Below are 24,290 nucleotides of genomic sequence, written 5' to 3'. Positions count from 1 at the left end.
TACCCGTTGGACAAACGAGTTCCTAGGGCTTGTTTTCCAGCGTTTAAATAAATGGGAGTTGGCGATTTTCATCTGCTAACTCCCTTGTAAAATGCTCCGAAACGTTGTATGTTCTTTAAAGAAAGTGGATGAAGAATGGGGAAGAGAACATGGAACAACTATACGTCATTTATGGCACGGAGCATTTTTTAATTAAACAAGCCCACGAACAAATTGTTCGCCGAGCGTTGTCGGACGAAGAGCGGGAGTGGAATGTCAGTACATACGATTGCGAAGAAACACCGATTGAAGTGGCGCTTGAAGATGCAGAAACGCTTCCGTTTTTTGGTGAGCGGAAAGTCGTTGTCGTGAAGCAGCCGTATTTTTTAACGGCGGAAAAAGGAAAAGACAAGGTCGAGCACGACGTCAAACGGCTAGAGGCTTACATCGAGCGGCCGGCGCCGTTTTCGAGCGTCATTTTTGTCGGGGCGTATGAGAAGCTAGATGAGCGTAAAAAAGTGACGAAAGCGTTATTAAAGAAAGCGAATGTCATCGTTGCCAAGCCCCTCAATGAAAAAGAACTAAAGCAATGGCTGAAAGGGCAATGTCAAATCGATGATGACGCAATTGATACATTGCTTACGTTAGCAGGGACGGACTTAGCTACGCTAGCAAATGAAATCGAAAAGCTTATGCTTTTTGCCGAGCATCGCGCCATTACGGCGAACGATGTCCGTTTGCTTGTATCGCGGACGCTTGAACAAAATGTGTTCACTCTTGTCGAACAGATGGCGAAGCGAGACGTTCCAGCCGCGCTACAAACACTTCAAGATTTACTGAAGCAAAACGAGGAGCCGATTAAGCTTGTCGCGTTGTTAGCGAGTCAGTTTCGTCTCATTTACGAAGTGAAGGAACTGATGAAAAAAGGATATGGCCAACAACAAATTGCCTCGATGTTAGGTGTCCATCCGTTTCGTGTCAAAGTGGCAGCTAGTTATGCGAGCGGGTTTTCCGAACGACAGCTTATGCGTATATTATACGATTTGGCAGAAACCGATTATGCGTTAAAAAGTAGCGCGACGGACAAGCAGCTGTTGTTACAGTTGTTTTTCTTAAAGTTAGAGCGGTAGCGTTTCACTACCGCTTTTGTTGTAGTGCATGAACATCAATGATATAGCAGCCGTCTTCGTCGGTTGTGACGATGTCTTGTTGTTTCAGTTGACTTAACGCGCGGCTTACCGTTTCGCGCGCTGTTCCGATCATGTTGGCTAATTCGCGAGTCGTTAGCGGTGCTTTTAAGCGATAGCGACCGTTGACGTATGTGCCGTTTGTTTTTGCCAATCGAATGAAAAGTCGAGCTAATTGTTCCGCTGTATTATGGAAAGCGAGCTCTTCTAAACGAGTTTGCAATTCAATGATTTTTTCTCCCATCACGCGAAACAACTTGACGCACAATTGTGGGTAACAAATAAGCGTTTGTTCAAATTGCTCAATCGGGATGACGATGAGCGTCGTTTCGCTCATCATTTCTGCATGTGCAGGGTATGCGCCACGCCGAAAAAAGCCGGTATGTGGAAACATATCGCCTTCTTGTAAAAGGGAGACAATTTGTTCCTTTCCGTTCGTATCAGTTTTATAAATTTTTACCATTCCACGAGCGATGAAAAAGACGCGGTCGAGCGGATCTCCTTGCATAAATGCGAGCGTTTTCGGTTTATATGTCCGAACCGTCGCAATATGTACAATGGCGTCTAACTCTTGATCGGATAGATTGGAAAATAATGAAATCGCCTTTAAACGCTCTTTTACCCAATGAAACATATGTATCCCCTCCCGAAACGAAAAAACAGCTTGCCGCGTATGACAAGCTGTTTTTTTCATTATGCTGTAATGCTGTTTAATTTTTTCGCTAAACGTGATTTATAGCGATTTGCAGCGTTTTTGTGGATTAAGCCTTTGCTAGCTGCTTTGTCGATTTTTTTCGTTGCAAGTACGAAAGCTTCTTTCGCTTTTTCCACGTCTTTTAATTCAACAAGCGCTTCAAACTTTTTGATTGCTGTGCGCATTGCTGATTTCATAGATGCGTTATGAGCGCGACGCTTTTCGCTTGTTTTTGCACGTTTAATTGCAGATTTAATGTTTGCCATCTTTTTCACCTCCGTTAACCGATCGCAAATATATACGTTCAATACGCGACAGTTCGATGAACAATAAGAACAAGTGATATTCTACCAAACTGCTCTTAATTATGCAATAGGGCAAAGCCGGAAAAGTGCGATTGTATGAAAAAGGAGAGAAATGGATAAAACAAATGATAAAAAAACATGGAGGAAACAGTATGATCGACTTGCGACCATATAGTGTTCGAACGGACTTGGCGATTGAAGCGCACGAAATAGCGATTGAAGAACGGCTGCAAAACGAGCAACAAACATCGCTCGAAGGAATATATATTCGCGATTGGGAAGAAGATGGCATCCACTTTTCATTTGTGGAAGTAACGGAAGAAGGAGAAAAAACGTTAGGAAAAAAGGCTGGGAAATATTTAACGATTGAAGCGCAAGGCATTCGAACGCAAGATACAGATTTGCAGCAAAAAGTAGAAAAACTGTTCGCTAAACATTTTTATTCGTTTTTACAACAACTTGGCATTCCGAAAGAAGCGAGCTGTTTAGTCGTTGGATTGGGGAATGCAGAAGTAACACCTGATGCGCTCGGTCCGCTTGCTGTATCCAATTTAGTTGTGACGCGTCATTTATTTCAGCTACAACCAGAACGTGTTCAAGACGGCTTTCGGTCTGTCAGTGCGCTCGCTCCCGGGGTGATGGGGATGACAGGAATTGAAACGAGCGATATTATTGCAGGCATTGTAGAAAAAACGAAACCTGATTTCATTATTGCAATTGACGCGCTAGCTGCACGTTCAATTGAACGAGTAAACGCCACTATTCAAATTTCGGATACCGGTATTCATCCAGGTTCAGGAGTTGGGAACAAACGAAAAGAACTTAGCAAACAAACGTTAGGCATTCCTGTTATTGCGATCGGTGTACCGACTGTGGTTGATGCGGTATCGATTGCGAGCGATACGATTGATTTGCTTTTAAAACATCTCGGACGGGAAATGAAAGAAGGAAATCGGGCAGCTCGTGCTCTTGCCCCAGCTAGTCTCGTGTTCGGAAAGAAAAAAAGGTTAACGGAAGAAGATTTACCGAGCGAGGCAGATCGTTCTACTTTTTTAGGAATGGTCGGTATGCTTCAAGAGGAAGAAAAGCGGCGGTTAATTTACGAAGTGCTTGCCCCAATCGGTCATAATTTAATGGTCACCCCAAAGGAAGTCGACTTATTTATCGAGGAGATGGCGAACATATTAGCTAGCGGTTTAAATGCAGCTTTACACGGCCGCATTGATCAAGAAAATGTCGGGGCATATACGCATTAGTTTTTCGTTCTATCTTTCAAAGCTTTGTCATAATGATAGAGTAGACAAGCTTTGAAAGGGTGAAATAGACATGATGGTAACGGTTGATGGGACGAGTATAAAAAAATGGATCATATTTATTTTGTTTTTGTTTATAGGAACAATTACCGTTGTCGCTACGATGACAGCGACATCAACATATCGTCTTTCTTCTTCTTCCGTGCATGAAGTTGCACATCGTTTTTCAACAGAATCGCTCGTGCATGTGCTTTCGTCCGAAAATGTGTATTTCCGTCAAACGTTGCCGAAAGAAAAAAGACAGTTACCTTATTCGACATATTTTTTCGAAATGACGACGAGCGTAAACTTTAACGATCCGCGCAGCTTACTTGGACGGGAGCTTCCCGGTTTTTCATTGTACGATAGCGAAATTATTTTGGCGGGTGAAGGGACGAACTTTACAAACATTCCGTACGAATCCCCGCCTCCTCTAGAAGTGTTGCTTGCAGAGCGCGAAGCTGCACAAGAACAGCTTCAAGAGGAAGAAACTCCGCCAGCTCCTGCTCCTTCGCAAACGACAGGAGGAAAAAAGGTTGTTTATATATACCATACGCATACACAAGAATCGTATTTGCCGGCGTTAAAAGGGGTGACAAATCCAAACTTCGCCCACCATCCGACTGTGAATGTGACGAGAGTGGGGAAAAAGCTCGGGGAAGAATTAGAAAAGCGCGGAATCGGTACAGTTGTTGATACGACTGACTTTATAGGCAAATTGTTAAAAAACAATATGCCGTATTACCAGGCATACGACATGTCGCGTAAAACGGTTATTGAAGCGATGACGAACAATCGGGATGTTCAATATTTGATTGATATTCATCGTGATTCTCGTCGCCGTAATGATACGACCGTAACAATTAACGGCGTCGACTATGCGAGGGTGTCATTTATTATCGGTGGAGAAAATGCGAAATATGAAAAAAACTTGCAGCTTGTCACGAAATTACATGAGTTACTTGAAAAAAAATATCCTGGGTTGAGCCGTGGAACGTTTGAGAAAAAAGGTGTTGGCACGAACGGAAAGTTTAATCAAGATTTATCCGAAAACGCCATTTTAATTGAATTTGGTGGTGTCGATAATACGTTTCCAGAGTTGTATCGAACAGCGGCCGCTGTTGCCGATGTATTTAGTGAATATTATTGGCAAGCAGAAAAAGTGAATGCGCCGCAACAAGCAGAAAAAAAGTAGGTGAGTACGATGGTGAAGTTTACAATTCAAAGTTTACTCATCGCCGTCATTTTTTTAGTTGGCGTGTTGCTCGGCATGCAACAAGCGAATGAAGGAATGCGAAAAATGAAAGGGTATAACGATCCGTCGCTTGAACGAGTTGTACATGTGTCAAAAGATGAAACGATTGTGCTCGGACAATCGCTTGAACAAAAAAAAGCAAAACTACAACAAATCGAAACGTTTAACGTGTTTTCGAAGGTAGGACAACAGCTTGCCACTTTCGTTCATTCGCTCGTCGAACATATGCTTTCATTTACACAAAAGGCCGGATAACGATCCGCCTTTTCTTTTTTACGTTGAATATTGCGAACGTTGTTGCTATAATCAAAGCTAGCGTATTTCGGATGTTATAGGAGTGGAACATAGATGAATCGTGAAGAAAGATTAAAAAGAAGGGATCGCATTCGCAACTTTTCCATTATTGCACATATCGACCACGGCAAGTCTACCCTTGCTGACCGCATTCTTGAAAAGACGGGTGCGCTATCTGAGCGCGAGATGAAAGATCAAGCGCTTGACTCGATGGAGTTAGAGCGTGAGCGTGGCATTACGATTAAATTAAACGCCGTCCAGCTTCGCTACAAAGCGAACGACGGCAACGATTACATTTTACATTTAATTGACACACCGGGACACGTCGACTTTACGTACGAAGTATCTCGTAGTTTAGCGGCGTGTGAAGGGGCAATTTTAGTCGTTGATGCTGCCCAAGGCATTGAAGCTCAAACGTTAGCGAACGTATATTTAGCAATTGATAACAATTTAGAAATTTTACCAGTCATTAATAAAATTGACTTGCCAAGTGCAGATCCTGAACGTGTTCGTCAAGAAATTGAGGATGTGATCGGTCTCGATGCATCAGAAGCGGTGTTGGCATCAGCGAAAGTCGGTATCGGGATCGACGAAATTTTAGAACAAATCGTTCAAAAAATTCCTGCTCCATCTGGTGACCCGGATGCGCCGCTTAAAGCGCTCATTTTCGACTCGTTGTACGACCCGTATCGCGGCGTCGTCGCATACATTCGTGTCGTTGAAGGTACAGTTAAAGCCGGTCAAAAAATTAAAATGATGGCGACAGGAAAAGAATTTGAAGTTGTTGAAGTCGGGGTGTTCACACCGAAAGCGAAAGTCGTGGACGAACTAACAGTTGGGGATGTGGGTTATTTAACGGCTTCAATTAAAAATGTCAGCGATACGCGAGTAGGGGATACGATTACGCACGCAGACAATCCAGCAAGCGAGCCGCTTCCAGGGTATCGTCGATTAAACCCGATGGTGTTTTGCGGCTTATATCCGATCGATACGGCGCGCTATAACGATTTGCGTGAGGCGCTAGAAAAGCTACAGTTAAACGATGCTGCGTTGCAGTTTGAACCAGAGACATCCCAAGCGCTCGGTTTCGGTTTCCGATGCGGCTTTTTAGGGCTTTTGCATATGGAAATTATTCAAGAGCGTTTAGAGCGCGAATTTAATATTGACATTATTGCAACAGCGCCAAGCGTTGTTTATAAAGTATATTTGACGGACGGAACGGAATTAGCTGTCGATAACCCGTCAAACATGCCTGATCCGCAAAAAATTGATCGCGTAGAAGAGCCGTATGTGCGCGCGACCATTATGGTGCCAAACGATTACGTCGGACCTGTCATGGAACTATGTCAAAAGAAGCGCGGTATTTTTGGCGATATGCAATATTTAGACGAGCGACGTGTGACGTTAACGTACGAATTGCCGCTCGCAGAAATTGTATATGATTTCTTCGACATTTTAAAATCGAGCACAAAAGGATACGCATCGTTTGACTATGAATTAATTGGTTATAAACCATCGAAGCTTGTCAAAATGGACATTTTATTAAATGGGGAAAAAGTCGACGCCTTATCGTTCATCGTTCATCGCGATTCAGCATACGATCGCGGAAAAGTGATTGTTGAGAAATTAAAAGATTTAATTCCGCGCCAACAGTTCGAAGTGCCTGTTCAAGCAGCCATCGGAAATAAAATCATTGCACGTTCAACGATTAAAGCGCTCCGTAAAAACGTATTAGCGAAATGTTACGGGGGCGATATTTCCCGTAAGCGGAAGTTGCTTGAGAAGCAAAAAGAAGGGAAAAAGCGCATGAAACAAGTGGGCTCGGTGGAAGTGCCACAAGAAGCGTTTATGGCTGTTTTAAAGATGGACGACCAAAAATAACCGCAGAATGTTTCTGCGGTTTTTTATATAGAAAAGGGTGAAACGGATGATTCAAGCTGCGTATATTCACATTCCATTTTGTACGCACATTTGTCATTACTGTGATTTCAATAAAGTATTTTTACATCAACAACCGGTCGATGCGTACATAGATGCGTTGATCGTCGAAATGGAACGGACGTTTGAGCGCGTTCCGACATCGCAACTCCAAACGGTATTTATCGGGGGAGGAACGCCGACGTCGCTTACCGCCAAACAGCTCGATCGACTGTTAGGAGCTATTCACCGCATCGTCCCAATCGCTTCAAATGTTGAGTTGACAATTGAGGCGAATCCAGATGGAGTAAGTGATGAACAGCTGCACGTATTTAAACATTGGGGAGTTAATCGCCTAAGTTTTGGGGTACAAACGTTTACAAATGAGCTATTGCAGCGCATTGGACGCACGCATACGAAAGAAACAGCGATTGAGACAATTGAGCGAGCGCACAAACTTGGTTTTTATAACATCAATATCGATTTAATGTACGCATTGCCGACCCAAACGCTCGATCAACTAAAAGAGACGTTGCAACTGACATTTTCTTTACCGATTCAACACGTTTCGGCGTACTCATTAATTATCGAGCCGAAAACGGTATTTTATAATTTGATGAAAAAACGAGCGTTGTCGCTACCAAGTCAAGAAGAAGAAGCTCATATGTATGAGATGGTCATGGAGCAGATGGAGAAGCATGGGTATAACCAATATGAACTAAGTAATTATGCACAAGAAGGATGGATTAGCCGTCATAATATGACGTATTGGAATAACGAGCATTACTACGGATTCGGGGCAGGGGCGCATAGCTATGTAAACGGAGTGAGATATGTAAACGCTGGACCGATTAAAAAATATATTCAACTCATTGAACAAGGTCAACTTCCGCATGTGCACACACATATCGTTTCAAAAGAAGAGCAAATGGAAGAGCATATGTTTCTTGGATTGCGAAAAACGAAAGGGGTAAATAAGCAACAATTTTTACAACGTTATGGAAAAACGGTCCATGACGTCTTTTCCGATGCCATTATGTTGCACAAAAGAAATGGATTACTTGATGAAACAGATGAAGCTCTCTTTCTTACGCATCGCGGTAAATTGCTTGGCAATGAAGTATTTCAATCGTTTCTTGGCGTTTCATCTTGACATGACCTGTTCAATTTGATACCTTAATAGTAGATTTAGCACTCGCTTCATTAGAGTGCTAACAGAGGTGATGAGCATTGCTGACAGATCGCCAATTGTTAATTTTAAAAGTGATTGTTGATGAGTTTATTCGTTCAGGGCATCCTGTTGGTTCACGGACGTTATCGAAGAAGGAGGATATTACGTTTAGCTCTGCCACCATCCGCAACGAAATGGCGGATTTAGAGGAACTTGGGTTTATTGAAAAGACACATATTTCGTCTGGTCGCGTTCCGTCCCAAAAAGGATACCGTTATTATGTCGATCACTTACTGCCGCCTGTTCGGCTAACAAGTGAAGATATTCAAACGATTCAATCTATTTTTCATGAGCAAATATATGAATTAGAAAAACTCATTCAAAAATCGGCGCAAATTTTATCTGATTTAACGAACTATACGACCGTCGTTCTTGGTCCTTCAGTGAAGGAACATAAGCTAAAAACGATCCAAATTATTCCGCTTCATGCGGAGACGGCTGTTGCGATTATCGTAACGGATACAGGATATGTTGAAAAGCATGTCGTGACGCTTCCGCCGTCTATTGCGCCATCCGATGTAGAGAAGATGGTGAACATTTTAAACGAGCGGTTGACGGGTGTGCCTTTAGACGAATTAACAAATAAAATTCAAACGGAAGTTGCGCACATTTTCCGTGAACACATCGAAAACTACGACCATATGTTGCGTATGCTTGCGTCTTCTTTAGATTTAAATGCGCCTGCGCAAATGTTTTTAAGCGGAAAAATGAATATGCTCCGTCAGCCGGAATTTAGCGACATTGATAAGCTTCGCGCGTTGTTTAATGTCATCGAGCACGAAAAAGAGTTTTATCGCTTGTTAAGAAAGCATAAACAACAAGGTGTTCAAGTGAAAATTGGTACTGAAAACGATGTGGAAGGAATGGAAAATTGCAGTTTAATTACTGCCACATATTCCGTCGGTGGCGAAAAGCTCGGTACGATTGCAGTGCTTGGACCGACACGTATGGAATATTCCCGCGTCATTTCTTTATTGAATCTTGTCGCGAACGATTTATCGAAGGTATTGACGATGTGGTATCAAAAATATTAGCGATGTCAATATTATGGATGGGGATTTTCCCCATCCGCTTTTCAAGTATTTGAGGGAGGTGAGAAGATGGAGAAAGAACAGCGTACATATGATGAAACGATTGAACAACAAAACGAAGACGTACAAGCTGAACAAAAAGAAGATGAGCAAGTACACAACGAAGAAACGCAAGAGGAAAAAGATGAGTTAGCGCTTGCAAACGAAAAAATCGCTCAATTAGAAGCGAAATTAGCGGAAGCGGAAAATCGTTTACTTCGTTTGCATGCTGATTTCGATAACTATCGTCGCCGAGTGCGTTTAGATATGGAAGCTGCTGAAAAATATCGCGCGCAAAGCTTAGTAGCTGACTTGTTACCGATTTTAGATAACTTTGAACGCGCGCTACAAGTGCAAGTCGAAGATGAAAAGGCAAAATCGTTATTACAAGGAATGGAAATGGTATATCGCGCGTTAATTGAGGCGCTCAAAAAAGAAGGGGTCGAAGCGATTGAATCGGTTGGAAAACCGTTCGATCCTCACGTACATCAAGCGGTGATGCAAGTGGATGATCAAAACTATGAACCAAACACGGTCGTTGAAGAGTTTCAAAAAGGGTACAAGTTAAAAGATCGTGTGATTCGTCCAGCAATGGTCAAAGTAAATCAATAAGGAGGGACTGTATATGAGCAAAATTATCGGTATTGACTTAGGTACGACAAACTCTTGTGTCGCTGTGCTAGAGGGTGGAGAACCAAAAGTTATTCCAAACCCAGAAGGAGGTCGCACGACACCATCTGTCGTTGCGTTTAAAAACGGTGAACGTTTAGTCGGTGAAGTTGCAAAACGTCAAGCGATCACAAACCCGAATACGATCATTTCGATCAAGCGTCATATGGGAACAGACTATAAGGTGCAAATAGAAGGAAAAGAATATACACCACAACAAATTTCGGCAATGATTTTACAATACTTAAAATCGTATGCGGAAGCATATTTAGGTGAGCCGGTTACACGTGCGGTCATTACTGTTCCAGCATACTTTAACGACGCACAACGCCAAGCGACAAAAGACGCAGGTCGCATCGCTGGTTTAGAAGTCGAGCGCATCATTAACGAGCCGACAGCAGCAGCGTTAGCATACGGATTAGATAAGATGGACGAAGATCAAACGATTCTCGTTTATGACCTTGGCGGCGGTACGTTTGACGTGTCCATTCTTGAATTAGGTGATGGTGTATTTGAAGTAAAAGCAACAGCTGGCGATAACCATCTCGGTGGTGACGACTTTGACCAAGTCATTATTGATTACTTAGTCGAGGAGTTCAAAAAAGAAAACGGCATTGACTTATCAAAAGACAAAATGGCGTTACAACGTTTAAAAGATGCGGCAGAAAAAGCGAAAAAAGAGCTTTCCGGCGTTATGCAAACGCAAATTTCGTTGCCGTTTATTAGCGCGAACGAGAACGGTCCACTTCACTTAGAAATGACGTTAACGCGCGCAAAATTTGAAGAATTGTCCGCGCACTTAGTTGAGCGTACGATGGGACCTGTCCGTCAAGCGCTAAAAGATGCTGGTTTGACTCCTAATGATATCGACAAAGTCATTCTTGTCGGTGGTTCAACGCGCATTCCAGCCGTTCAAGAAGCGATTAAAAAAGAAATTGGAAAAGAGCCGCATAAAGGTGTAAACCCAGATGAAGTCGTTGCGATCGGTGCGGCAATTCAAGGTGGCGTTATTGCCGGTGATGTAAAAGACGTCGTTTTATTAGACGTTACACCACTTTCGCTCGGTATTGAGACGATGGGTGGCGTATTTACAAAATTAATTGAACGCAATACGACGATCCCAACAAGCAAATCACAAATTTTTACAACGGCGGCAGACAATCAAACTGCAGTGGACATTCACGTGTTACAAGGTGAACGTCCGATGGCTGCCGATAACAAGACGCTCGGCCGTTTCCAATTAACAGATATTCCACCAGCTCCACGCGGCGTGCCGCAAATTGAAGTCACGTTCGACATTGATGCAAACGGTATTGTGCACGTGCGGGCAAAAGATTTAGGTACAAATAAAGAACAATCGATTACAATTAAATCTTCTTCTGGTCTTTCTGAAGAGGAAATTCAACGCATGATTAAAGAAGCGGAAGAAAACGCAGAAGCGGATCGGAAGCGAAAAGAAGAAGTAGAACTTCGCAACGAAGCAGACCATCTCATTTTCACAACGGAAAAAACATTAAAAGAGCTAGAAGGAAAAGTAGACGAAGCGGATGTGAAAAAGGCGCAAGAAGCAAAAGATGCATTGAAAGAAGCGCTTGAGAAAAAAGATATGGAAGACATTCGTGCGAAGAAAAACGCGTTGCAAGAAGTTGTACAACAACTTTCGATCAAGTTATACGAACAAGCTGCACAACAAGCACAAGCGCAACAAAGCGAAGGCAAAAAAGATGACAACGTCGTCGATGCAGAGTTTGAAGAAGTGAAAGAAGATAAGTAAACAAACAAAAAGTCAAAGTCAGGCCTGCCTTGGCTTTGACTTTTTTGCTATGGAAACGTCAAATATATTGCACAACGAGTTCAGACAATGATAAAATTACGTTCATGTGAACGAGTCGGGAGTGGGTGATCATGAGTAAACGAGACTACTATGAAGTGCTCGGCGTGAGTAAAAATGCGACAAAAGAAGAAATTAAAAAAGCATATCGGAAGTTATCAAAACAGTATCATCCAGATATTAATAAAGCGCCCGATGCAGCAGAAAAGTTTAAAGAAATTAAAGAAGCATACGAAGTGTTAAGCGATGATCAAAAACGCGCCCATTACGATCAGTTTGGCCATACTGATCCGAACCAGCAGTTTGGTGGGTTTGGCGGTGCGGACTTTGATTTTGGTGGATTCGGCGGCTTTGAAGATATTTTCAGTAGCTTTTTTGGCGGCGGTCGTCGCCGTGATCCGAACGCACCGCGCGCAGGCGCAGATTTGCAATACACGATGCGCCTGACATTTGAAGAAGCGGTATTCGGTAAAGAAACGAACATTGAAATTCCGCGCGAAGAAACGTGCGATACGTGCCATGGTTCCGGTGCGAAAGCTGGAACGAAAAAAGAAACGTGCGCGCATTGTCACGGGACAGGACAACTAACGATCGAACAAGCGACACCGTTTGGCCGCATCGTGAATCGGCGCGTTTGTCATCATTGCGGCGGCACAGGGCAGTTGATTAAAGAAAAATGTGCGACGTGTCACGGGACAGGTCGCGTGAAAAAGCGCAAAAAAATTCATGTCAAAATTCCTGCAGGTGTCGATGATGGTCAACAGCTCCGTCTAGCCGGTCAAGGTGAACCGGGTATTAATGGCGGACCAGCGGGAGATTTATATATCGTCTTCCATGTCGAACCACATGAGTTTTTTGAACGTGACGGCGATGATATTTATTGCGAAATGCCAATTACGTTTACGCAAGCAGCGCTTGGAGCAGATATTGAAGTGCCGACGTTATATGGGAAAGTGAAATTAAAAATTCCTGCTGGTACGCAAACAGGTACGAAATTCCGTCTGAAAGGAAAAGGAGTGCCGAATGTGCATGGGTATGGAAAAGGGGACCAACATATTCGCGTTCGCGTCGTTACGCCAACAAAATTAACGGAACGCCAAAAACAGTTGTTGCGTGAATTTGAGCAATTGAGTCAAGGGCACGGTCAAGAGGAAAGCTTTTTTGCGAAAGTGAAGCGAGCATTTAAAGGGGAGTAACGTGAAGGAGGAGTTGGTAGATCATGAAATGGTCAGAAATAAGCATTCATACAACACATGAGGCGGTCGAAGCGATTTCGAATATTTTACATGAAGCAGGTGCAGGCGGCGTCGTCATTGAAGATCCGTTTGAACTTACGAAAGAACGAGAAACGACTTACGGGGAAATCTACCAACTCAATCCTGACGATTACCCCGAAGAAGGCGTGATCATTAAGGCGTATTTGCCAGTAAATAGTTTTTTAGGTGAAACGGTTGAAGAAATTAAACAGGCGATTAACAACTTAATGTTATATAACATTGACATCGGGCGAAATAAAATTACAATTAGCGAAGTGAACGAAGAAGAGTGGGCAACAGCGTGGAAAAAATATTATAACCCTGTCAAAATTTCTGAGCGCTTTACGATCGTACCAACGTGGGAAACGTATGAACCGGTTTCGAGCGATGAACTAATTATTGAGCTAGATCCGGGCATGGCGTTCGGTACAGGGACGCACCCGACAACTGTGATGTGTATTCAAGCGCTTGAAAAAACGGTGAAAAAAGGCGATACGGTCGTCGATGTCGGCACAGGTTCGGGCATTTTAAGCATTGCCGCAGCCATGTTAGGGGCTGAACGTGTGCATGCGCTCGATTTAGATCCGGTTGCAGTAGAAAGCGCGAAGTTGAACGTAAAGCTAAATAAAGTACACGATGTCGTTATCGTTTCACAAAACAATTTGCTTGATCGAATGGATGAACAGGCCGATGTCATCGTGGCGAACATTTTAGCTGAAATTATTCTTCGCTTTGTTGACGATGCGTATCGTTTATTGCGTGCTGGTGGTATGTTTATTACATCGGGCATCATTCAAACGAAAAAGCAAGAAGTAAAAGAAGGTCTTTTGCGCGCCGGCTTTACAATTGAAGAAACGTTAACGATGGAAGACTGGGTTGCGTTTATTGCGAAAAAACAATAAATTGACATGATGACGAAAAAGGGTGTTCGCATTGCAACGATATTTTGTACGTAACGAGCAAGTCGTTGGCGATCATGTAGTCATTTCTGGCGATGACGTCCATCACATTGGACGAGTCATGCGCATGAATGAAGGTGATCGCCTTCTTTGTTGTAATGAAAAAAGTGAGACGATGCTTTGTGAAATCGAACAAATTTCCAATGATTTTGTTCGGTGTCGTATTATACAATGGATGGAGACAAATGTAGAACTTCCTGTGCATGCGTATATCGCTAGCGGATTGTTAAAGGGCGACAAATATGAATTCGTGTTGCAAAAAGGAACAGAACTTGGAGCAAAAGGGTTCATTCCTCTTATCACTTCTCGCTCCGTCGTCAAGTGGGATGAGAAGAAAGGCGATAAAAAAGTAGAACGTTGGCAAAAAATTGTCAAAGAGGCGGCCGAACAATCCCACCGAGCGTATATGCCGCCTGTCTATGCCCCGATGACCATTCGCCAGCTTCTCGCATGGGCGAAAGATATCGATCATAAATGTATCGCTTACGAGGAAGAGGCGAAAGAAGGGCGGCATCGTGCATTTGCTCATCTCCTTCAAACGATGAACGACGGGGAATCGCTCCTGATCGTTTTCGGATCGGAAGGAGGGCTTTCGGAGCAGGAAGTTGCTTTGCTAACGGAAAATGGGTTCGTCGCTTGTAGTCTAGGGCCGCGCATCTTACGGGCAGAAACGGCGCCGTTATATGCGTTATCAGCTTTGTCTTACGAATGGGAACTAAAGTGAGGTGATATATATGCCAACAGTTGCATTTCATACGTTAGGATGCAAAGTGAATCATTACGAAACGGAAGCGATTTGGCAATTGTTTAAGCAAGCTGGATATGAACGAAAAGATTTTGAGACTCATGCAGATGTGTATGTTATTAATACATGTACAGTAACGAATACAGGGGATAAGAAAAGCCGTCAAGTCATTCGTCGCGCGGTGCGCCGTAATCCAGATGCAGTCATATGTGTAACGGGCTGTTATGCGCAAACGTCTCCGGCGGAAGTGATGGCGATTCCGGGTGTTGATATCGTCATCGGCACACAAGATCGCGGGAAAATTTTAGAGTACATTGAACAGTTTAAACAACAACGTCAGCCGATTAATGGGGTGCGCAACATTATGAAGACGCGCGTGTATGAAGAACTTGATGTCCCTGCGTTTACCGACCGCACGCGCGCATCGCTTAAAATTCAAGAAGGATGTAACAACTTTTGTACGTTTTGCATTATTCCGTGGGCGCGCGGCTTAATGCGTTCGCGTGATCCAAAAGAAGTCATTCGTCAGGCGCAACAGCTTGTAGATGCAGGCTATAAGGAAATCGTATTAACGGGCATTCATACAGGCGGATATGGAGAAGATATGAAAGATTATAACTTCGCCATGTTGTTGCGCGATATTGATGAGCAAGTGAAAGGATTAAAACGGTTGCGTATTTCATCTATTGAAGCGAGTCAAATTACAGATGAAGTGATTGACGTGTTGAAACGGTCGGATAAAATTGTCCGGCATTTGCACATTCCGCTACAATCCGGCTCAAATACAGTGTTAAAACGGATGCGCCGCAAATATACGACCGAATTTTTTGCGGAACGATTAGCTCGTCTGCGCGAAGTATTTCCAGATTTAGCTGTTACATCTGATGTCATTGTCGGCTTCCCAGGGGAAACGGAAGAAGAATTTATGGAGACGTATGAATTTATTCGTGCGCAACGTTTCTCTGAATTGCACGTCTTCCCATACTCGAAACGAACAGGTACACCAGCTGCGAGAATGCCTGATCAAGTGGACGAGGAAATAAAAAATGAACGTGTCCATCGTTTAATCGCGCTTTCTGATCAATTGGCGAAAGAGTATGCGTCGATGTTTGAAGGACAAGTGCTAGAAGTCATTCCAGAAGAACTTGATAAAGAAAATCCAACGAGCGGCCTATACGTCGGTTATACAGACAACTACTTAAAAGTAAAGTTCCCGGCGACGGAAGACATGGTCGGTCAACTCGTGAAAGTGAAGATTACGAAGGCAGGTTATCCGTATAACGAAGGCGAGTTTGTCCGCGTCATTCACGATGTCGACGATGCCATTCGGTTAAGCTCGTAAAAAGAAGTTGACTTATGGACTTGGTTATATTATACTTTGAAAGTACATGTTCTACATGTGACAAGGATTAGCGGTTTTGTTCGGAGGGAGGGAAGTAGGATGTCAAAAACGATCGTTCGTAAAAACGAGTCGCTTGAAGATGCTCTTCGTCGCTTCAAACGTGCGGTTTCAAAAACAGGTACGTTACAAGAAGCAAGAAAGCGCGAATTCTATGAAAAGCCAAGCGTAAGACGCAAGAAAAAGTCTGAAGCGGCTAGAAAGCGCAAATATTAAAAGAGGGTGTATTTATGAGTCTTCTCGAACGTTTGAACAATGATATGAAACAAGCGATGAAAAACAAAGAGAAGGACAAATTGTCGGTCATTCGTATGGTAAAATCCGCTTTGCAAAACGAAGCGATTAAACTTGGCAAAACGTTGACCGAAGATGAAGAATTAACCGTACTTTCTCGCGAATTAAAACAGCGTAAAGACTCCCTCCAAGAATTTGAAAAAGCTGGTCGCACAGACCTTGTTGATAAAGTAAAAGAAGAAATTACGGTTCTTGAACTTTACATGCCGAAGCAGTTGAGCGAAGAAGAGCTTGTGCAAATCGTGAAAGAAACGATTGCCGAAGTAGGCGCTTCCTCAAAAGCGGATATGGGTAAAGTAATGGGAGCGATCATGCCGAAAGTGAAAGGAAAAGCGGACGGCTCGCTCGTAAACAAACTTGTTCAACAGCATTTAAGCTAAAGAAAAACACCTTACAATACTGTAAGGTGTTTTCTATTTTTGAAACTTTTTTTCTCCCCGTACGTACATATTAAAGGTGAAGGGAGGAAAAAGCATGACCGGTTTCATTATCGCTTTGACGCACCCGTTTCTCGTTGCGCTTTTGTTGATCGTCGGTAGCGTGACGTTTGTTGCGCAGCTGTACGATGCGCGTTGGAATTGGAAAGGAACAATAAGCTTCATTTGTTTCTTCCTTTTTTTTTCATCGCATTTAGCGGCTGGTTTAACAAGCGTCGGGGCGATCATATTGTTCGCTATTGGTCTCATTTTGTTGGTCATTGAGTTGTTTGTACCGGGCGGGGTGATCGGTTTCGCTGGGGTAGGCACGCTTGTGTGGAGTTTGTTTTTGGCTGCCAAGCACTCTCCGTTCATTACCGTGTCTTTATCGGTAGCCGTCGTTAGTGCGCTTATTATGGGGCTGTGGCTTAGTCGAGTTGCTAAAAAGAAGATGGCGCTTTTTGAAAAAATTGTGCTAACTGACGAACAGCGAAATGAAAGAGGGTATGTGTCTCATGAAGCGCGTGTCGATTTAATCGGAAAGCGCGGCATGACGCTAACGGTGTTGCGACCGGCTGGGACAGCGCTCATTCATGAAGAGCGTGTAGATGTCGTGACAGAAGGGGAATATATTGATCGACATCGTCCTGTTGAAGTCGTTTATGTAGATGGCTTAAAAATCGTCGTTCGTGAATGTAAAAAAGAGGAGGAAGTCGTATGACACCAGATCAATTTTTATTTATTATTGCGATTGCTTTAGGGCTTGTGTTGTTAGCTGTTTTCTTTTCATTTGTTCCGGTTATGCTTTGGATTTCAGCGCTTGCTTCCGGCGTGCCGATTAGCATTTTTACGCTGATCGGAATGCGATTGCGCCGCGTCATTCCATCGCGCGTCATTAATCCGCTCATTAAAGCGAAAAAAGCGGGATTAGATGTGACAATTAATCAGTTAGAAAGCCATTACTTAGCAGGTGGTAATGTTGACCGCGTCGTTAACGCTTTAATTGCCGCTCAAAGAGCGAACATTAATTTAACGTTTGAGCGTTGCGCAGCGATTGACTTAGCTGGTCGAAACGTATTGGAAGCCGTACAAATGAGCGTCAATCCGAAAGTCATTGAAACGCCGTTCATTTCTGGTGTGGCGATGGATGGTATTGAGGTGAAGGCGAAAGCGCGCATTACTGTACGTGCAAATATTGATCGTTTAGTTGGTGGTGCAGGTGAAGAGACGATTATTGCGCGCGTAGGGGAAGGAATAGTTTCAACGATCGGCTCTCAAGACGATCATAAAAAAGTGCTAGAAAATCCAGATATGATTTCTCAAACGGTGTTAGCTAAAGGGCTAGATTCAGGGACGGCGTTTGAAATTTTATCGATCGATATTGCCGATATTGATATCGGGAAAAACATTGGTGCGGAATTACAAACAGACCAAGCGGAAGCAGATAAAAAGATTGCGCAAGCGAAAGCAGAAGAGCGTCGTGCAATGGCAGTAGCGCTTGAACAAGAAATGAAAGCGCGCGTACAAGAAATGCAAGCGAAAGTAATTGAAGCGGAAGCGCAAGTGCCGCTTGCGATGGCAGAGGCGCTTCGCTCTGGCAAGCTCGGCGTCATGGACTATATGAACTTAAAAAACATTATGGCAGATACAAATATGCGTGATTCGATTGGTAAGCTCACACAACATCCTGATGACGAGCAAAAGTGAGGAATGAATGATGATGCTCATCGATTGGCTTTTTGACAACATATTTGTCGTGTTTATTTTAGGAGCGTTTATTTCTTGGATTGGAAAATGGATGAAAGCATTAGAAGAGACGGTGGAACGAAAAGAACAACGAGAACAACAAGAACAACAGTCGACAGCTGTTTTGACAGAAGTTGAACCGCGAACGAGACGGACAGTCAACCAAAAGCAGGAGCAAGTTGTCGTATCACAGCCGACTGCCAAGCAGCAAACAAAAGCAAAACAATTGCCCACCCATCCGCTCGTACAAGGTGTAATTTTTTCTGAAGTGTTTGGTCCGCCGCGCGCGAAGCGTCCGTTTGGCAGAAAATAAGTGCTATAACCCCCTTTTCTCTCATACATATGAGATGAAAGGGGGTTTTGTTTATGATAAAAAAGTGGAAAAACAAAATGCGGCAATGGCTAACGAATCAAATGGAATTGCCGGCAGATGTCATCGTTGATCTCCCCCGTATTACGATGATTGGACATATTCACATCTACATAGAAAATCATCGCGGTTTGCTTCTATTTACAGACCGCGAGTTGCGCTTATTGTTAAAAAACGGTCAGTTACTTGTTAAAGGGGAGTCGTTTAGCATTAAAACGATTTTGCCTGAAGAAATTTTGCTTGAGGGGAAAATTAGCCAAGTGCTGTATTTGGAAGAATAGGGGGGGCGGGTGTGAAAAACGAATGGATGTATCGGCTGTCAGGAAACTTGCGTATACGTATTGTTGGAAAAGGATTAGAACGATTATTAAACGAATGCACACGACGAGGCATATACATATGGGACGTAAGAAGAGAGGGGGAACATTCACTCACGTGTTATATATTTCTCCGCGATCTTCGTCATGTGCGTATTGCGATGCGAAAAAGTGGTTGTAAATTGTATATTCTCGAGCGAAAAGGGGCACCGTTTTGGGTGAAAGCGTCATGGAAAAATAGCGGCATCGTTGTCGGATTAGTTGTTTTTATATGTATTGTATTTTTATTATCTAATATGGTTTGGCGAATTGAAGTGACAGGAGGAAACGCTGAAACGGAACATGCGGTTCGGCAACAATTGAAAAAAATCGGTGTTGAACGAGGAGCGCTACAATTTGTCGTCCCTACTCCCGAATCCATTCAAAAAACAATTATGAACAATATGGATACGATTACATGGATTGGTGTTGAATGGCGTGGAACGACGCTATATTGTCAAGTAGTCGAAAAAAAGCAACCGAAACAAACCGAATCGCACACTCCCCAACATCTCGTTGCGAAGAAAAAAGCAGTCATTACGTATATGTTTGTTGAACAAGGTCAAGCGGTTGTAGAAGTTCATGATCACGTCGTTCCAGGACAACTGCTCGTCTCAGGTTTCATTGGGAAAGAAGGGCAAACGGAGATCGTGCCTGCGCGCGGTCAAATTTTAGGAGAAACATGGTACAAGTCTACCGTTATCGTTCCGATGAAGACGACGTTTTACATGTTTACAGGAAAGAAGCGTGAAACACATTATCTTCGACTCTGGTCGTGGAAAATTCCGTTTTTTTGGAATAATAAAGAGCAATTTTCACAATTTGAAAAACAAGTTGATGAAAAAACATTTCGTTTTTTGACGTGGACGTTGCCTGTTACTTATGAAAAAGTAGTGTGGCGTGAAAAAGAGATTGTAGTTCGGGAATATTCATATGATGAAGCTAAATTAGCAGCGAAACGAATAGCGCGCGAGCAGTTAAAACGGAATTTGCCAGCAGACGCGACTATTCAAGGTGAAAAAGTTTTGCATGAGACGAAGGAGAATGGTAAAGTAAAAGTAGAAATGCACTACCAAGTCATTGAAAACATTGCGATACCACAACCAATTATTCAAGGAGACTGAGGAATGTCGGAACAGTTTGTCACGATTTACCCTAACGTACAAAATGCAGATGAAGCGCTCGCTTTGTTTGGTACGCACGATATTCACTTAAAGCGAATTGAACAAGAACTAGGTGTTTCGATTGTAACGCGCGGGGAAGCGATCAGCGTTTCAGGAAACAGACAACATATTGAACTCGTTGATGAGCTATTGCGCCATTTGTTGCTTGTCATTCGCAAAGGTATTGTAATTAGTGAACGGGACGTGCTTTATGCGCTACAAATGGCCAAAAATGGCACGATTTCTTACTTTGCGGAACTGTACAACGAAGAAGTTGGCAAAAATGCAAAGGGAAAAGCGATCCGCGTGAAAACGCTCGGTCAGCGGCAATACGTTTCTGCCATTCAACGGCACGATTTAATTTTTGGCATTGGACCAGCAGGAACAGGGAAAACGTATTTAGCGGTTGTGATGGCTGTCCAGGCATTGAAAAACGGACAAGTCAAGCGAATTATTTTAACGCGGCCAGCTGTGGAAGCAGGCGAAAACTTAGGGTTTTTACCCGGGGATTTAAAGGAAAAAGTCGATCCATATTTACGGCCGCTTTATGATGCGCTTCATGACGTGCTTGGTCATGAGCATACACAGCGATTAATTGAACGCGGTGCAATTGAAATTGCTCCGCTTGCCTATATGCGTGGGCGCACGTTAGATGATGCATTTGTCATTTTAGATGAGGCACAAAATACGACGCCTTCGCAAATGAAAATGTTTTTGACACGCCTCGGATTTGGTTCGAAAATGGTCATTACCGGTGATATTTCGCAAGTTGATTTGCCAAAAGGCGTCCGCTCCGGACTTGCGATTGCAAAAGATATTTTGACGAATGTAAACGGAATTTCATTCGTCTTTTTGGAGCAAGCTGATGTTGTACGCCATCCGCTCGTCGGCAAAATTATTGCTGCATATGAAGAAGCTGGAATGTAAATGCGACCCATATTGTTGTGGGTCCTTTTTGCACTTTTGTCATAATCATATAGAGGAAGAAGGGATTTGCGTGTTAATCATTGATTTTATAGATGAAACAAATGAAGTAACCGATGAACAGCTTGAGTTGCTTGAGCAGCTATTGCAACATGCTGCAAAGGAAGAAAACGTGCCGAGTGGCGCTGAGATGAGTGTGACATTTGTTGACAATGAAAAAATTCGCGAAATAAACCGTGAGTATCGTGGAAAAGATGCACCGACAGATGTCATTTCATTTGCGCTTGAAGAAATGGGGGAAGAAGAAATCGAAATTATCGGTGCAGACTTGCCGCCTGTGCTAGGAGATATTATCATTTCTTTGCCAAAAGCGCGTGAACAAGCAGAGCAATACGGCCATTCGTTTATGCGTGAGCTCGGCTTTTTAGCGGTGCATGGTTTTTTACATTTGCTTGGCTATGATCATGAGACGGAAGAAGAGGAAAAAGTGATGTTTGCAAAACAAGAACAATTGTTACAACAGTTCGGTTTAACGAGATGATAAATGATGAGCTGGAAGCGATTGATTGCGAGCATGTCATATGCTTTAAACGGTATTCGTCTCGCTGTTCGTCATGAGCGACATATGCGCGTTCATTTAACAGCAACGTCCGTCGTAGTTGTTGCGGCGACGGTGTTTCGTATTTCGAAAATGGAGTGGCTGATTTTGTTGCTGACGATTGGAGCAGTTATTAGCTTAGAAATAGTCAATAGCGCCATCGAACGGACGGTTGATTTAGTGACGGATGAGTATCGACCGTTAGCGAAAGAAGCGAAAGATTTGGCGGCTGGTGCTGTGCTCGTTTTTGCCATGCTTTCCGTCGTTATAGGGATTTCCATTTTCTTTCCTTATATGTATGTATTTTTTAAAAATTCTTTACATTTTCATAAATAGTAGTGAAATCGTGTTCATATTTTGGTAAAATAAAAAAGAAGCATACGTTATGCGTTGGAGGTTTACATGATTAGAGAAGGATATAAGTCAGGATTCGTAGCTATTATCGGAAGACCGAATGTAGGAAAATCTACATTTTTAAATCGCGTCATCGGGCAAAAAATTGCGATTATGAGCGATAAGCCACAAACGACGCGCAATAAAATTCAAGGTGTATACACGACAGACGACGCGCAAATCATTTTTATCGATACGCCAGGCATTCATAAGCCGAAGCATAAGCTTGGCGATTTTATGGTGAAAGTAGCGCAAAGCGCGCTGCAAGAGGTCGATTTAATTTTATTTATGGTAAACGCAGTAGAAGGGCTCGGTCGCGGAGATGAATTTATTATTGAGCGCTTAAAGCATGTGCAAACACCGGTGTTTTTAGTCATTAATAAAATCGATGAAGTGCATCCGGACGACCTATTGCCGCTCATTGAGCAATATCGCTCGCTCCATGCGTTTGCTGAAGTTATTCCTATTTCAGCGTTGCAAGGCAACAATGTCGAAACGTTGCTGCAACAAATTAAAAACTACTTGCCTGAGGGGCCACAATATTACCCAGCGCACCAAGTAACAGATCATCCCGAGCGATTCATTATTGCTGAATTTATTCGGGAAAAGGCGCTTCATTTGACGAGAGAAGAAGTGCCTCATTCGATTGCGGTCGTCATCGATTCGATCGAACGCCGTGAAAATAGCGATACAGTATACGTGGCGGCTACAATTATTGTGGAGCGAGATTCGCAAAAAGGAATTATTATCGGCAAGCGCGGTCAAATGTTAAAAGAAATCGGCCAGCGGGCGCGCGTCGATATTGAGGCGCTACTCGGTTCAAAAGTGTTTTTAGAACTATGGGTAAAGGTGCAAAAAGATTGGCGCAATAAAATGGGACAGTTGCGGGATCTTGGTTATCGAGAAGACGAATATTAAGGCTGTAAAATTTTAAAAGACATCGTGACAGCGAGAGAAGGGCAAACTACAAATGAGCTGCTCAATCACCGTCAACTAACGAGAGAAAGGTGTGGTTCGATGCTCGATTTTACTTGGAAACTGTTTAGTCAAACAGGAAATATTGACACGTATCTTTTATTTAAGGAGTTAGAACGCGAAACGCAAGAGCAAGGGGATAATGAGACATATTACTTAGCAGAACGAGATTACCACGTCCTTTAACGTTGGAAGGTTATGTTGCATGTTTGAAAAGTGTGAAGGAATTGTTATTCGAACAATCGACTACGGAGAGACGAATAAAATCGTTACGATATTTACGCGCGAATGGGGAAAGGTTGCTGCGATGGCACGAGGAGCGAAAAAGCCGAGTAGCCGCCTTTCTTCCGTTACGCAAATGTTTACATACGGAATATATCTCGTACAAAAAAGCCGTGGCGTCGGAAGCTTGCATCAAGGGGAATTGCTTTCAACGATGCGGCATATACGAGAAGATATTTTTTTGACAGCATATGCGTCATATATTGTGGAGTTAACAGATAAAGCAACGGAAGAAAGAAAGCCGAATCCGTATTTGTTTGAACTTCTTTTACAAACGCTCACGTATATGAATGAAGGGCTCGATGCTGAGGTACTGACATACATATACGAAATGAAGCTCCTTCCAGCATTCGGATTGTATCCGAAGTTGGACGGCTGCGCCGTTTGTGGACAAACAGAAGGAACGTTTGCTTTTTCAATTACAGAGGGAGGATTTCTCTGTCATCGCTGTTTTGAGCGCGATCCACACCGCATATCGATGAGCTCATCGGTGTTGAAGCTGCTTCGCCTTTTTTACTACGTTGATTTGTCCCGTATTGGTCGAATCGCTGTCAAACAAGAAACGAAACAACAACTGCAAACGATCATCTCAGCCTACTACGATGAATATTCAGGTCTCTCGTTAAAGACAAAACGTTTTTTACGGCAGCTCCATACATTAAAAGGTGAAAGCGGACAAATATAACGTTG

Annotated in this window: 28 protein-coding genes; 26 read left to right on the top strand and 2 right to left on the bottom strand. The window is 43.1% G+C overall.

Annotated elements, in window-relative coordinates:
* The first annotated feature begins 128 nt into the window (after positions 1 to 128).
* A complete protein-coding gene (holA, locus tag K1I44_RS01930) occupies positions 129 to 1,109 on the top strand; it encodes a DNA polymerase III subunit delta (RefSeq protein ID WP_035044563.1) in 981 nt (326 codons plus the stop codon).
* A gap of 7 nt (positions 1,110 to 1,116) precedes the next feature.
* Here the strand turns inward: holA and K1I44_RS01925 are convergent, their stop codons facing one another.
* Positions 1,117 to 1,800 carry a Crp/Fnr family transcriptional regulator gene (locus K1I44_RS01925; RefSeq protein WP_219985099.1) on the bottom strand — a complete coding sequence of 228 codons (684 nt, stop codon included), beginning with the start codon at positions 1,798 to 1,800 and terminating at the stop codon, positions 1,117 to 1,119.
* Between the two features lie 59 nt (positions 1,801 to 1,859).
* Positions 1,860 to 2,126 carry a 30S ribosomal protein S20 gene (gene rpsT / locus K1I44_RS01920; protein ID WP_003393873.1) on the bottom strand — a complete coding sequence of 89 codons (267 nt, stop codon included), beginning with the start codon at positions 2,124 to 2,126 and terminating at the stop codon, positions 1,860 to 1,862.
* A gap of 191 nt (positions 2,127 to 2,317) precedes the next feature.
* On the opposite strand from rpsT, the gene gpr reads away from it, so the two are divergent.
* From gpr to recO, 25 genes are all read left to right on the top strand, one after another.
* On the top strand, positions 2,318 to 3,421 hold the full coding sequence (gene gpr, locus K1I44_RS01915) for a GPR endopeptidase (protein ID WP_003393875.1): 1,104 nt from the start codon (positions 2,318 to 2,320) through the stop codon (positions 3,419 to 3,421).
* A 70-nt stretch (positions 3,422 to 3,491) separates the two neighbouring features.
* Positions 3,492 to 4,652 (top strand): stage II sporulation protein P, encoded by a 1,161-nt coding sequence (gene spoIIP / locus K1I44_RS01910; protein ID WP_219985098.1) that lies wholly within the window; start codon positions 3,492 to 3,494, stop codon positions 4,650 to 4,652.
* A gap of 9 nt (positions 4,653 to 4,661) precedes the next feature.
* On the top strand, positions 4,662 to 4,967 hold the full coding sequence (locus K1I44_RS01905; protein ID WP_219985097.1) for a YqxA family protein: 306 nt from the start codon (positions 4,662 to 4,664) through the stop codon (positions 4,965 to 4,967).
* A 93-nt stretch (positions 4,968 to 5,060) separates the two neighbouring features.
* Complete coding sequence (gene lepA / locus K1I44_RS01900; protein ID WP_219985096.1) at positions 5,061 to 6,887, top strand: translation elongation factor 4; 1,827 nt, start codon at positions 5,061 to 5,063, stop codon at positions 6,885 to 6,887.
* A gap of 46 nt (positions 6,888 to 6,933) precedes the next feature.
* Complete coding sequence (gene hemW / locus K1I44_RS01895) at positions 6,934 to 8,076, top strand: radical SAM family heme chaperone HemW (protein ID WP_219985095.1); 1,143 nt, start codon at positions 6,934 to 6,936, stop codon at positions 8,074 to 8,076.
* Positions 8,077 to 8,153: 77 nt separating this feature from the next.
* On the top strand, positions 8,154 to 9,188 hold the full coding sequence (hrcA, locus tag K1I44_RS01890; RefSeq protein ID WP_003393885.1) for a heat-inducible transcriptional repressor HrcA: 1,035 nt from the start codon (positions 8,154 to 8,156) through the stop codon (positions 9,186 to 9,188).
* Between the two features lie 66 nt (positions 9,189 to 9,254).
* The gene (gene grpE, locus K1I44_RS01885; RefSeq protein ID WP_219985094.1) at positions 9,255 to 9,836 is read left to right on the top strand and encodes a nucleotide exchange factor GrpE; all 582 of its coding nucleotides are present in this window, start codon (positions 9,255 to 9,257) and stop codon (positions 9,834 to 9,836) included.
* 13 nt (positions 9,837 to 9,849) lie between these two features.
* A complete protein-coding gene (gene dnaK, locus K1I44_RS01880; protein WP_219985093.1) occupies positions 9,850 to 11,667 on the top strand; it encodes a molecular chaperone DnaK in 1,818 nt (605 codons plus the stop codon).
* Between the two features lie 131 nt (positions 11,668 to 11,798).
* Positions 11,799 to 12,920, top strand: a complete 1,122-nt coding sequence (gene dnaJ / locus K1I44_RS01875) for a molecular chaperone DnaJ (protein ID WP_003393893.1) — start codon at positions 11,799 to 11,801, stop codon at positions 12,918 to 12,920.
* A 23-nt stretch (positions 12,921 to 12,943) separates the two neighbouring features.
* Positions 12,944 to 13,882 carry a 50S ribosomal protein L11 methyltransferase gene (gene prmA / locus K1I44_RS01870; protein WP_219985092.1) on the top strand — a complete coding sequence of 313 codons (939 nt, stop codon included), beginning with the start codon at positions 12,944 to 12,946 and terminating at the stop codon, positions 13,880 to 13,882.
* A gap of 31 nt (positions 13,883 to 13,913) precedes the next feature.
* Positions 13,914 to 14,663: a 16S rRNA (uracil(1498)-N(3))-methyltransferase gene (locus tag K1I44_RS01865; RefSeq protein WP_003393895.1), complete on the top strand. Its 750-nt coding sequence runs from the start codon at positions 13,914 to 13,916 to the stop codon at positions 14,661 to 14,663.
* A gap of 10 nt (positions 14,664 to 14,673) precedes the next feature.
* The gene (gene mtaB / locus K1I44_RS01860) at positions 14,674 to 16,026 is read left to right on the top strand and encodes a tRNA (N(6)-L-threonylcarbamoyladenosine(37)-C(2))-methylthiotransferase MtaB (protein WP_003393896.1); all 1,353 of its coding nucleotides are present in this window, start codon (positions 14,674 to 14,676) and stop codon (positions 16,024 to 16,026) included.
* Positions 16,027 to 16,125: 99 nt separating this feature from the next.
* Positions 16,126 to 16,299 (top strand): 30S ribosomal protein S21, encoded by a 174-nt coding sequence (rpsU, locus tag K1I44_RS01855; protein ID WP_003393897.1) that lies wholly within the window; start codon positions 16,126 to 16,128, stop codon positions 16,297 to 16,299.
* 14 nt (positions 16,300 to 16,313) lie between these two features.
* Positions 16,314 to 16,757, top strand: coding sequence for a GatB/YqeY domain-containing protein (locus K1I44_RS01850; protein WP_003393899.1), 444 nt, complete (start codon positions 16,314 to 16,316; stop codon positions 16,755 to 16,757).
* Between the two features lie 94 nt (positions 16,758 to 16,851).
* Positions 16,852 to 17,514, top strand: coding sequence for an NfeD family protein (locus K1I44_RS01845; protein ID WP_003393901.1), 663 nt, complete (start codon positions 16,852 to 16,854; stop codon positions 17,512 to 17,514).
* Positions 17,511 to 18,500, top strand: a complete 990-nt coding sequence (gene floA / locus K1I44_RS01840) for a flotillin-like protein FloA (RefSeq protein WP_219985091.1) — start codon at positions 17,511 to 17,513, stop codon at positions 18,498 to 18,500. Before K1I44_RS01845 ends, floA begins: the two co-directional genes overlap by 4 nt.
* Before the next feature lie 7 nt (positions 18,501 to 18,507).
* On the top strand, positions 18,508 to 18,852 hold the full coding sequence (locus K1I44_RS01835) for a hypothetical protein (RefSeq protein WP_035044569.1): 345 nt from the start codon (positions 18,508 to 18,510) through the stop codon (positions 18,850 to 18,852).
* Between the two features lie 53 nt (positions 18,853 to 18,905).
* A complete protein-coding gene (gene yqfC / locus K1I44_RS01830) occupies positions 18,906 to 19,190 on the top strand; it encodes a sporulation protein YqfC (protein WP_003393904.1) in 285 nt (94 codons plus the stop codon).
* 11 nt (positions 19,191 to 19,201) lie between these two features.
* A complete protein-coding gene (gene yqfD, locus K1I44_RS01825) occupies positions 19,202 to 20,389 on the top strand; it encodes a sporulation protein YqfD (RefSeq protein WP_003393905.1) in 1,188 nt (395 codons plus the stop codon).
* Between the two features lie 3 nt (positions 20,390 to 20,392).
* Positions 20,393 to 21,355 (top strand): PhoH family protein, encoded by a 963-nt coding sequence (locus tag K1I44_RS01820; protein ID WP_003393906.1) that lies wholly within the window; start codon positions 20,393 to 20,395, stop codon positions 21,353 to 21,355.
* 70 nt (positions 21,356 to 21,425) lie between these two features.
* Positions 21,426 to 21,893, top strand: coding sequence for an rRNA maturation RNase YbeY (ybeY, locus tag K1I44_RS01815; protein ID WP_003393910.1), 468 nt, complete (start codon positions 21,426 to 21,428; stop codon positions 21,891 to 21,893).
* 6 nt (positions 21,894 to 21,899) lie between these two features.
* Positions 21,900 to 22,286, top strand: coding sequence for a diacylglycerol kinase family protein (locus K1I44_RS01810; RefSeq protein ID WP_003393913.1), 387 nt, complete (start codon positions 21,900 to 21,902; stop codon positions 22,284 to 22,286).
* Positions 22,287 to 22,352: 66 nt separating this feature from the next.
* The gene (era, locus tag K1I44_RS01805) at positions 22,353 to 23,261 is read left to right on the top strand and encodes a GTPase Era (RefSeq protein WP_003393916.1); all 909 of its coding nucleotides are present in this window, start codon (positions 22,353 to 22,355) and stop codon (positions 23,259 to 23,261) included.
* Between the two features lie 99 nt (positions 23,262 to 23,360).
* Positions 23,361 to 23,504 (top strand): YqzL family protein, encoded by a 144-nt coding sequence (locus K1I44_RS01800; RefSeq protein ID WP_003393918.1) that lies wholly within the window; start codon positions 23,361 to 23,363, stop codon positions 23,502 to 23,504.
* A gap of 19 nt (positions 23,505 to 23,523) precedes the next feature.
* Positions 23,524 to 24,285, top strand: coding sequence for a DNA repair protein RecO (gene recO / locus K1I44_RS01795; RefSeq protein WP_219985090.1), 762 nt, complete (start codon positions 23,524 to 23,526; stop codon positions 24,283 to 24,285).
* The last annotated feature ends 5 nt before the right edge of the window (positions 24,286 to 24,290 follow it).

This window comes from Anoxybacillus sp. ST4 (genome assembly GCF_019448545.1).
GTDB classification, from domain to species: Bacteria; Bacillota; Bacilli; order Bacillales; family Anoxybacillaceae; genus Anoxybacillus; species Anoxybacillus pushchinoensis.
Note: the sequence above shows the minus strand (reverse complement) of the source record. Positions and strands in the feature narration are given on the sequence as shown.

Excerpts from the sequence above, each read along its gene's own strand:
- K1I44_RS01800 (WP_003393918.1), top strand. The coding sequence starts at position 23,361 with ATGCTCGATTTTACTTGGAAACTGTTTAGTCAAACAGGAAATATTGAC.
- K1I44_RS01905 (WP_219985097.1), top strand. The coding sequence starts at position 4,662 with ATGGTGAAGTTTACAATTCAAAGTTTACTCATCGCCGTCATTTTTTTA.
- yqfC (WP_003393904.1), top strand. The coding sequence starts at position 18,906 with ATGATAAAAAAGTGGAAAAACAAAATGCGGCAATGGCTAACGAATCAA.
- recO (WP_219985090.1), top strand. The coding sequence starts at position 23,524 with ATGTTTGAAAAGTGTGAAGGAATTGTTATTCGAACAATCGACTACGGA.
- holA (WP_035044563.1), top strand. The coding sequence starts at position 129 with ATGAAGAATGGGGAAGAGAACATGGAACAACTATACGTCATTTATGGC.
- K1I44_RS01925 (WP_219985099.1), bottom strand. The coding sequence starts at position 1,800 with ATGTTTCATTGGGTAAAAGAGCGTTTAAAGGCGATTTCATTATTTTCC.
- K1I44_RS01810 (WP_003393913.1), top strand. The coding sequence starts at position 21,900 with ATGAGCTGGAAGCGATTGATTGCGAGCATGTCATATGCTTTAAACGGT.
- rpsT (WP_003393873.1), bottom strand. The coding sequence starts at position 2,126 with ATGGCAAACATTAAATCTGCAATTAAACGTGCAAAAACAAGCGAAAAG.
- K1I44_RS01850 (WP_003393899.1), top strand. The coding sequence starts at position 16,314 with ATGAGTCTTCTCGAACGTTTGAACAATGATATGAAACAAGCGATGAAA.
- spoIIP (WP_219985098.1), top strand. The coding sequence starts at position 3,492 with ATGATGGTAACGGTTGATGGGACGAGTATAAAAAAATGGATCATATTT.
- dnaJ (WP_003393893.1), top strand. The coding sequence starts at position 11,799 with ATGAGTAAACGAGACTACTATGAAGTGCTCGGCGTGAGTAAAAATGCG.
- rpsU (WP_003393897.1), top strand. The coding sequence starts at position 16,126 with ATGTCAAAAACGATCGTTCGTAAAAACGAGTCGCTTGAAGATGCTCTT.
- gpr (WP_003393875.1), top strand. The coding sequence starts at position 2,318 with ATGATCGACTTGCGACCATATAGTGTTCGAACGGACTTGGCGATTGAA.
- mtaB (WP_003393896.1), top strand. The coding sequence starts at position 14,674 with ATGCCAACAGTTGCATTTCATACGTTAGGATGCAAAGTGAATCATTAC.
- era (WP_003393916.1), top strand. The coding sequence starts at position 22,353 with ATGATTAGAGAAGGATATAAGTCAGGATTCGTAGCTATTATCGGAAGA.
- floA (WP_219985091.1), top strand. The coding sequence starts at position 17,511 with ATGACACCAGATCAATTTTTATTTATTATTGCGATTGCTTTAGGGCTT.
- K1I44_RS01835 (WP_035044569.1), top strand. The coding sequence starts at position 18,508 with ATGATGATGCTCATCGATTGGCTTTTTGACAACATATTTGTCGTGTTT.
- lepA (WP_219985096.1), top strand. The coding sequence starts at position 5,061 with ATGAATCGTGAAGAAAGATTAAAAAGAAGGGATCGCATTCGCAACTTT.
- K1I44_RS01845 (WP_003393901.1), top strand. The coding sequence starts at position 16,852 with ATGACCGGTTTCATTATCGCTTTGACGCACCCGTTTCTCGTTGCGCTT.
- dnaK (WP_219985093.1), top strand. The coding sequence starts at position 9,850 with ATGAGCAAAATTATCGGTATTGACTTAGGTACGACAAACTCTTGTGTC.
- K1I44_RS01820 (WP_003393906.1), top strand. The coding sequence starts at position 20,393 with ATGTCGGAACAGTTTGTCACGATTTACCCTAACGTACAAAATGCAGAT.
- grpE (WP_219985094.1), top strand. The coding sequence starts at position 9,255 with ATGGAGAAAGAACAGCGTACATATGATGAAACGATTGAACAACAAAAC.
- prmA (WP_219985092.1), top strand. The coding sequence starts at position 12,944 with ATGAAATGGTCAGAAATAAGCATTCATACAACACATGAGGCGGTCGAA.
- hemW (WP_219985095.1), top strand. The coding sequence starts at position 6,934 with ATGATTCAAGCTGCGTATATTCACATTCCATTTTGTACGCACATTTGT.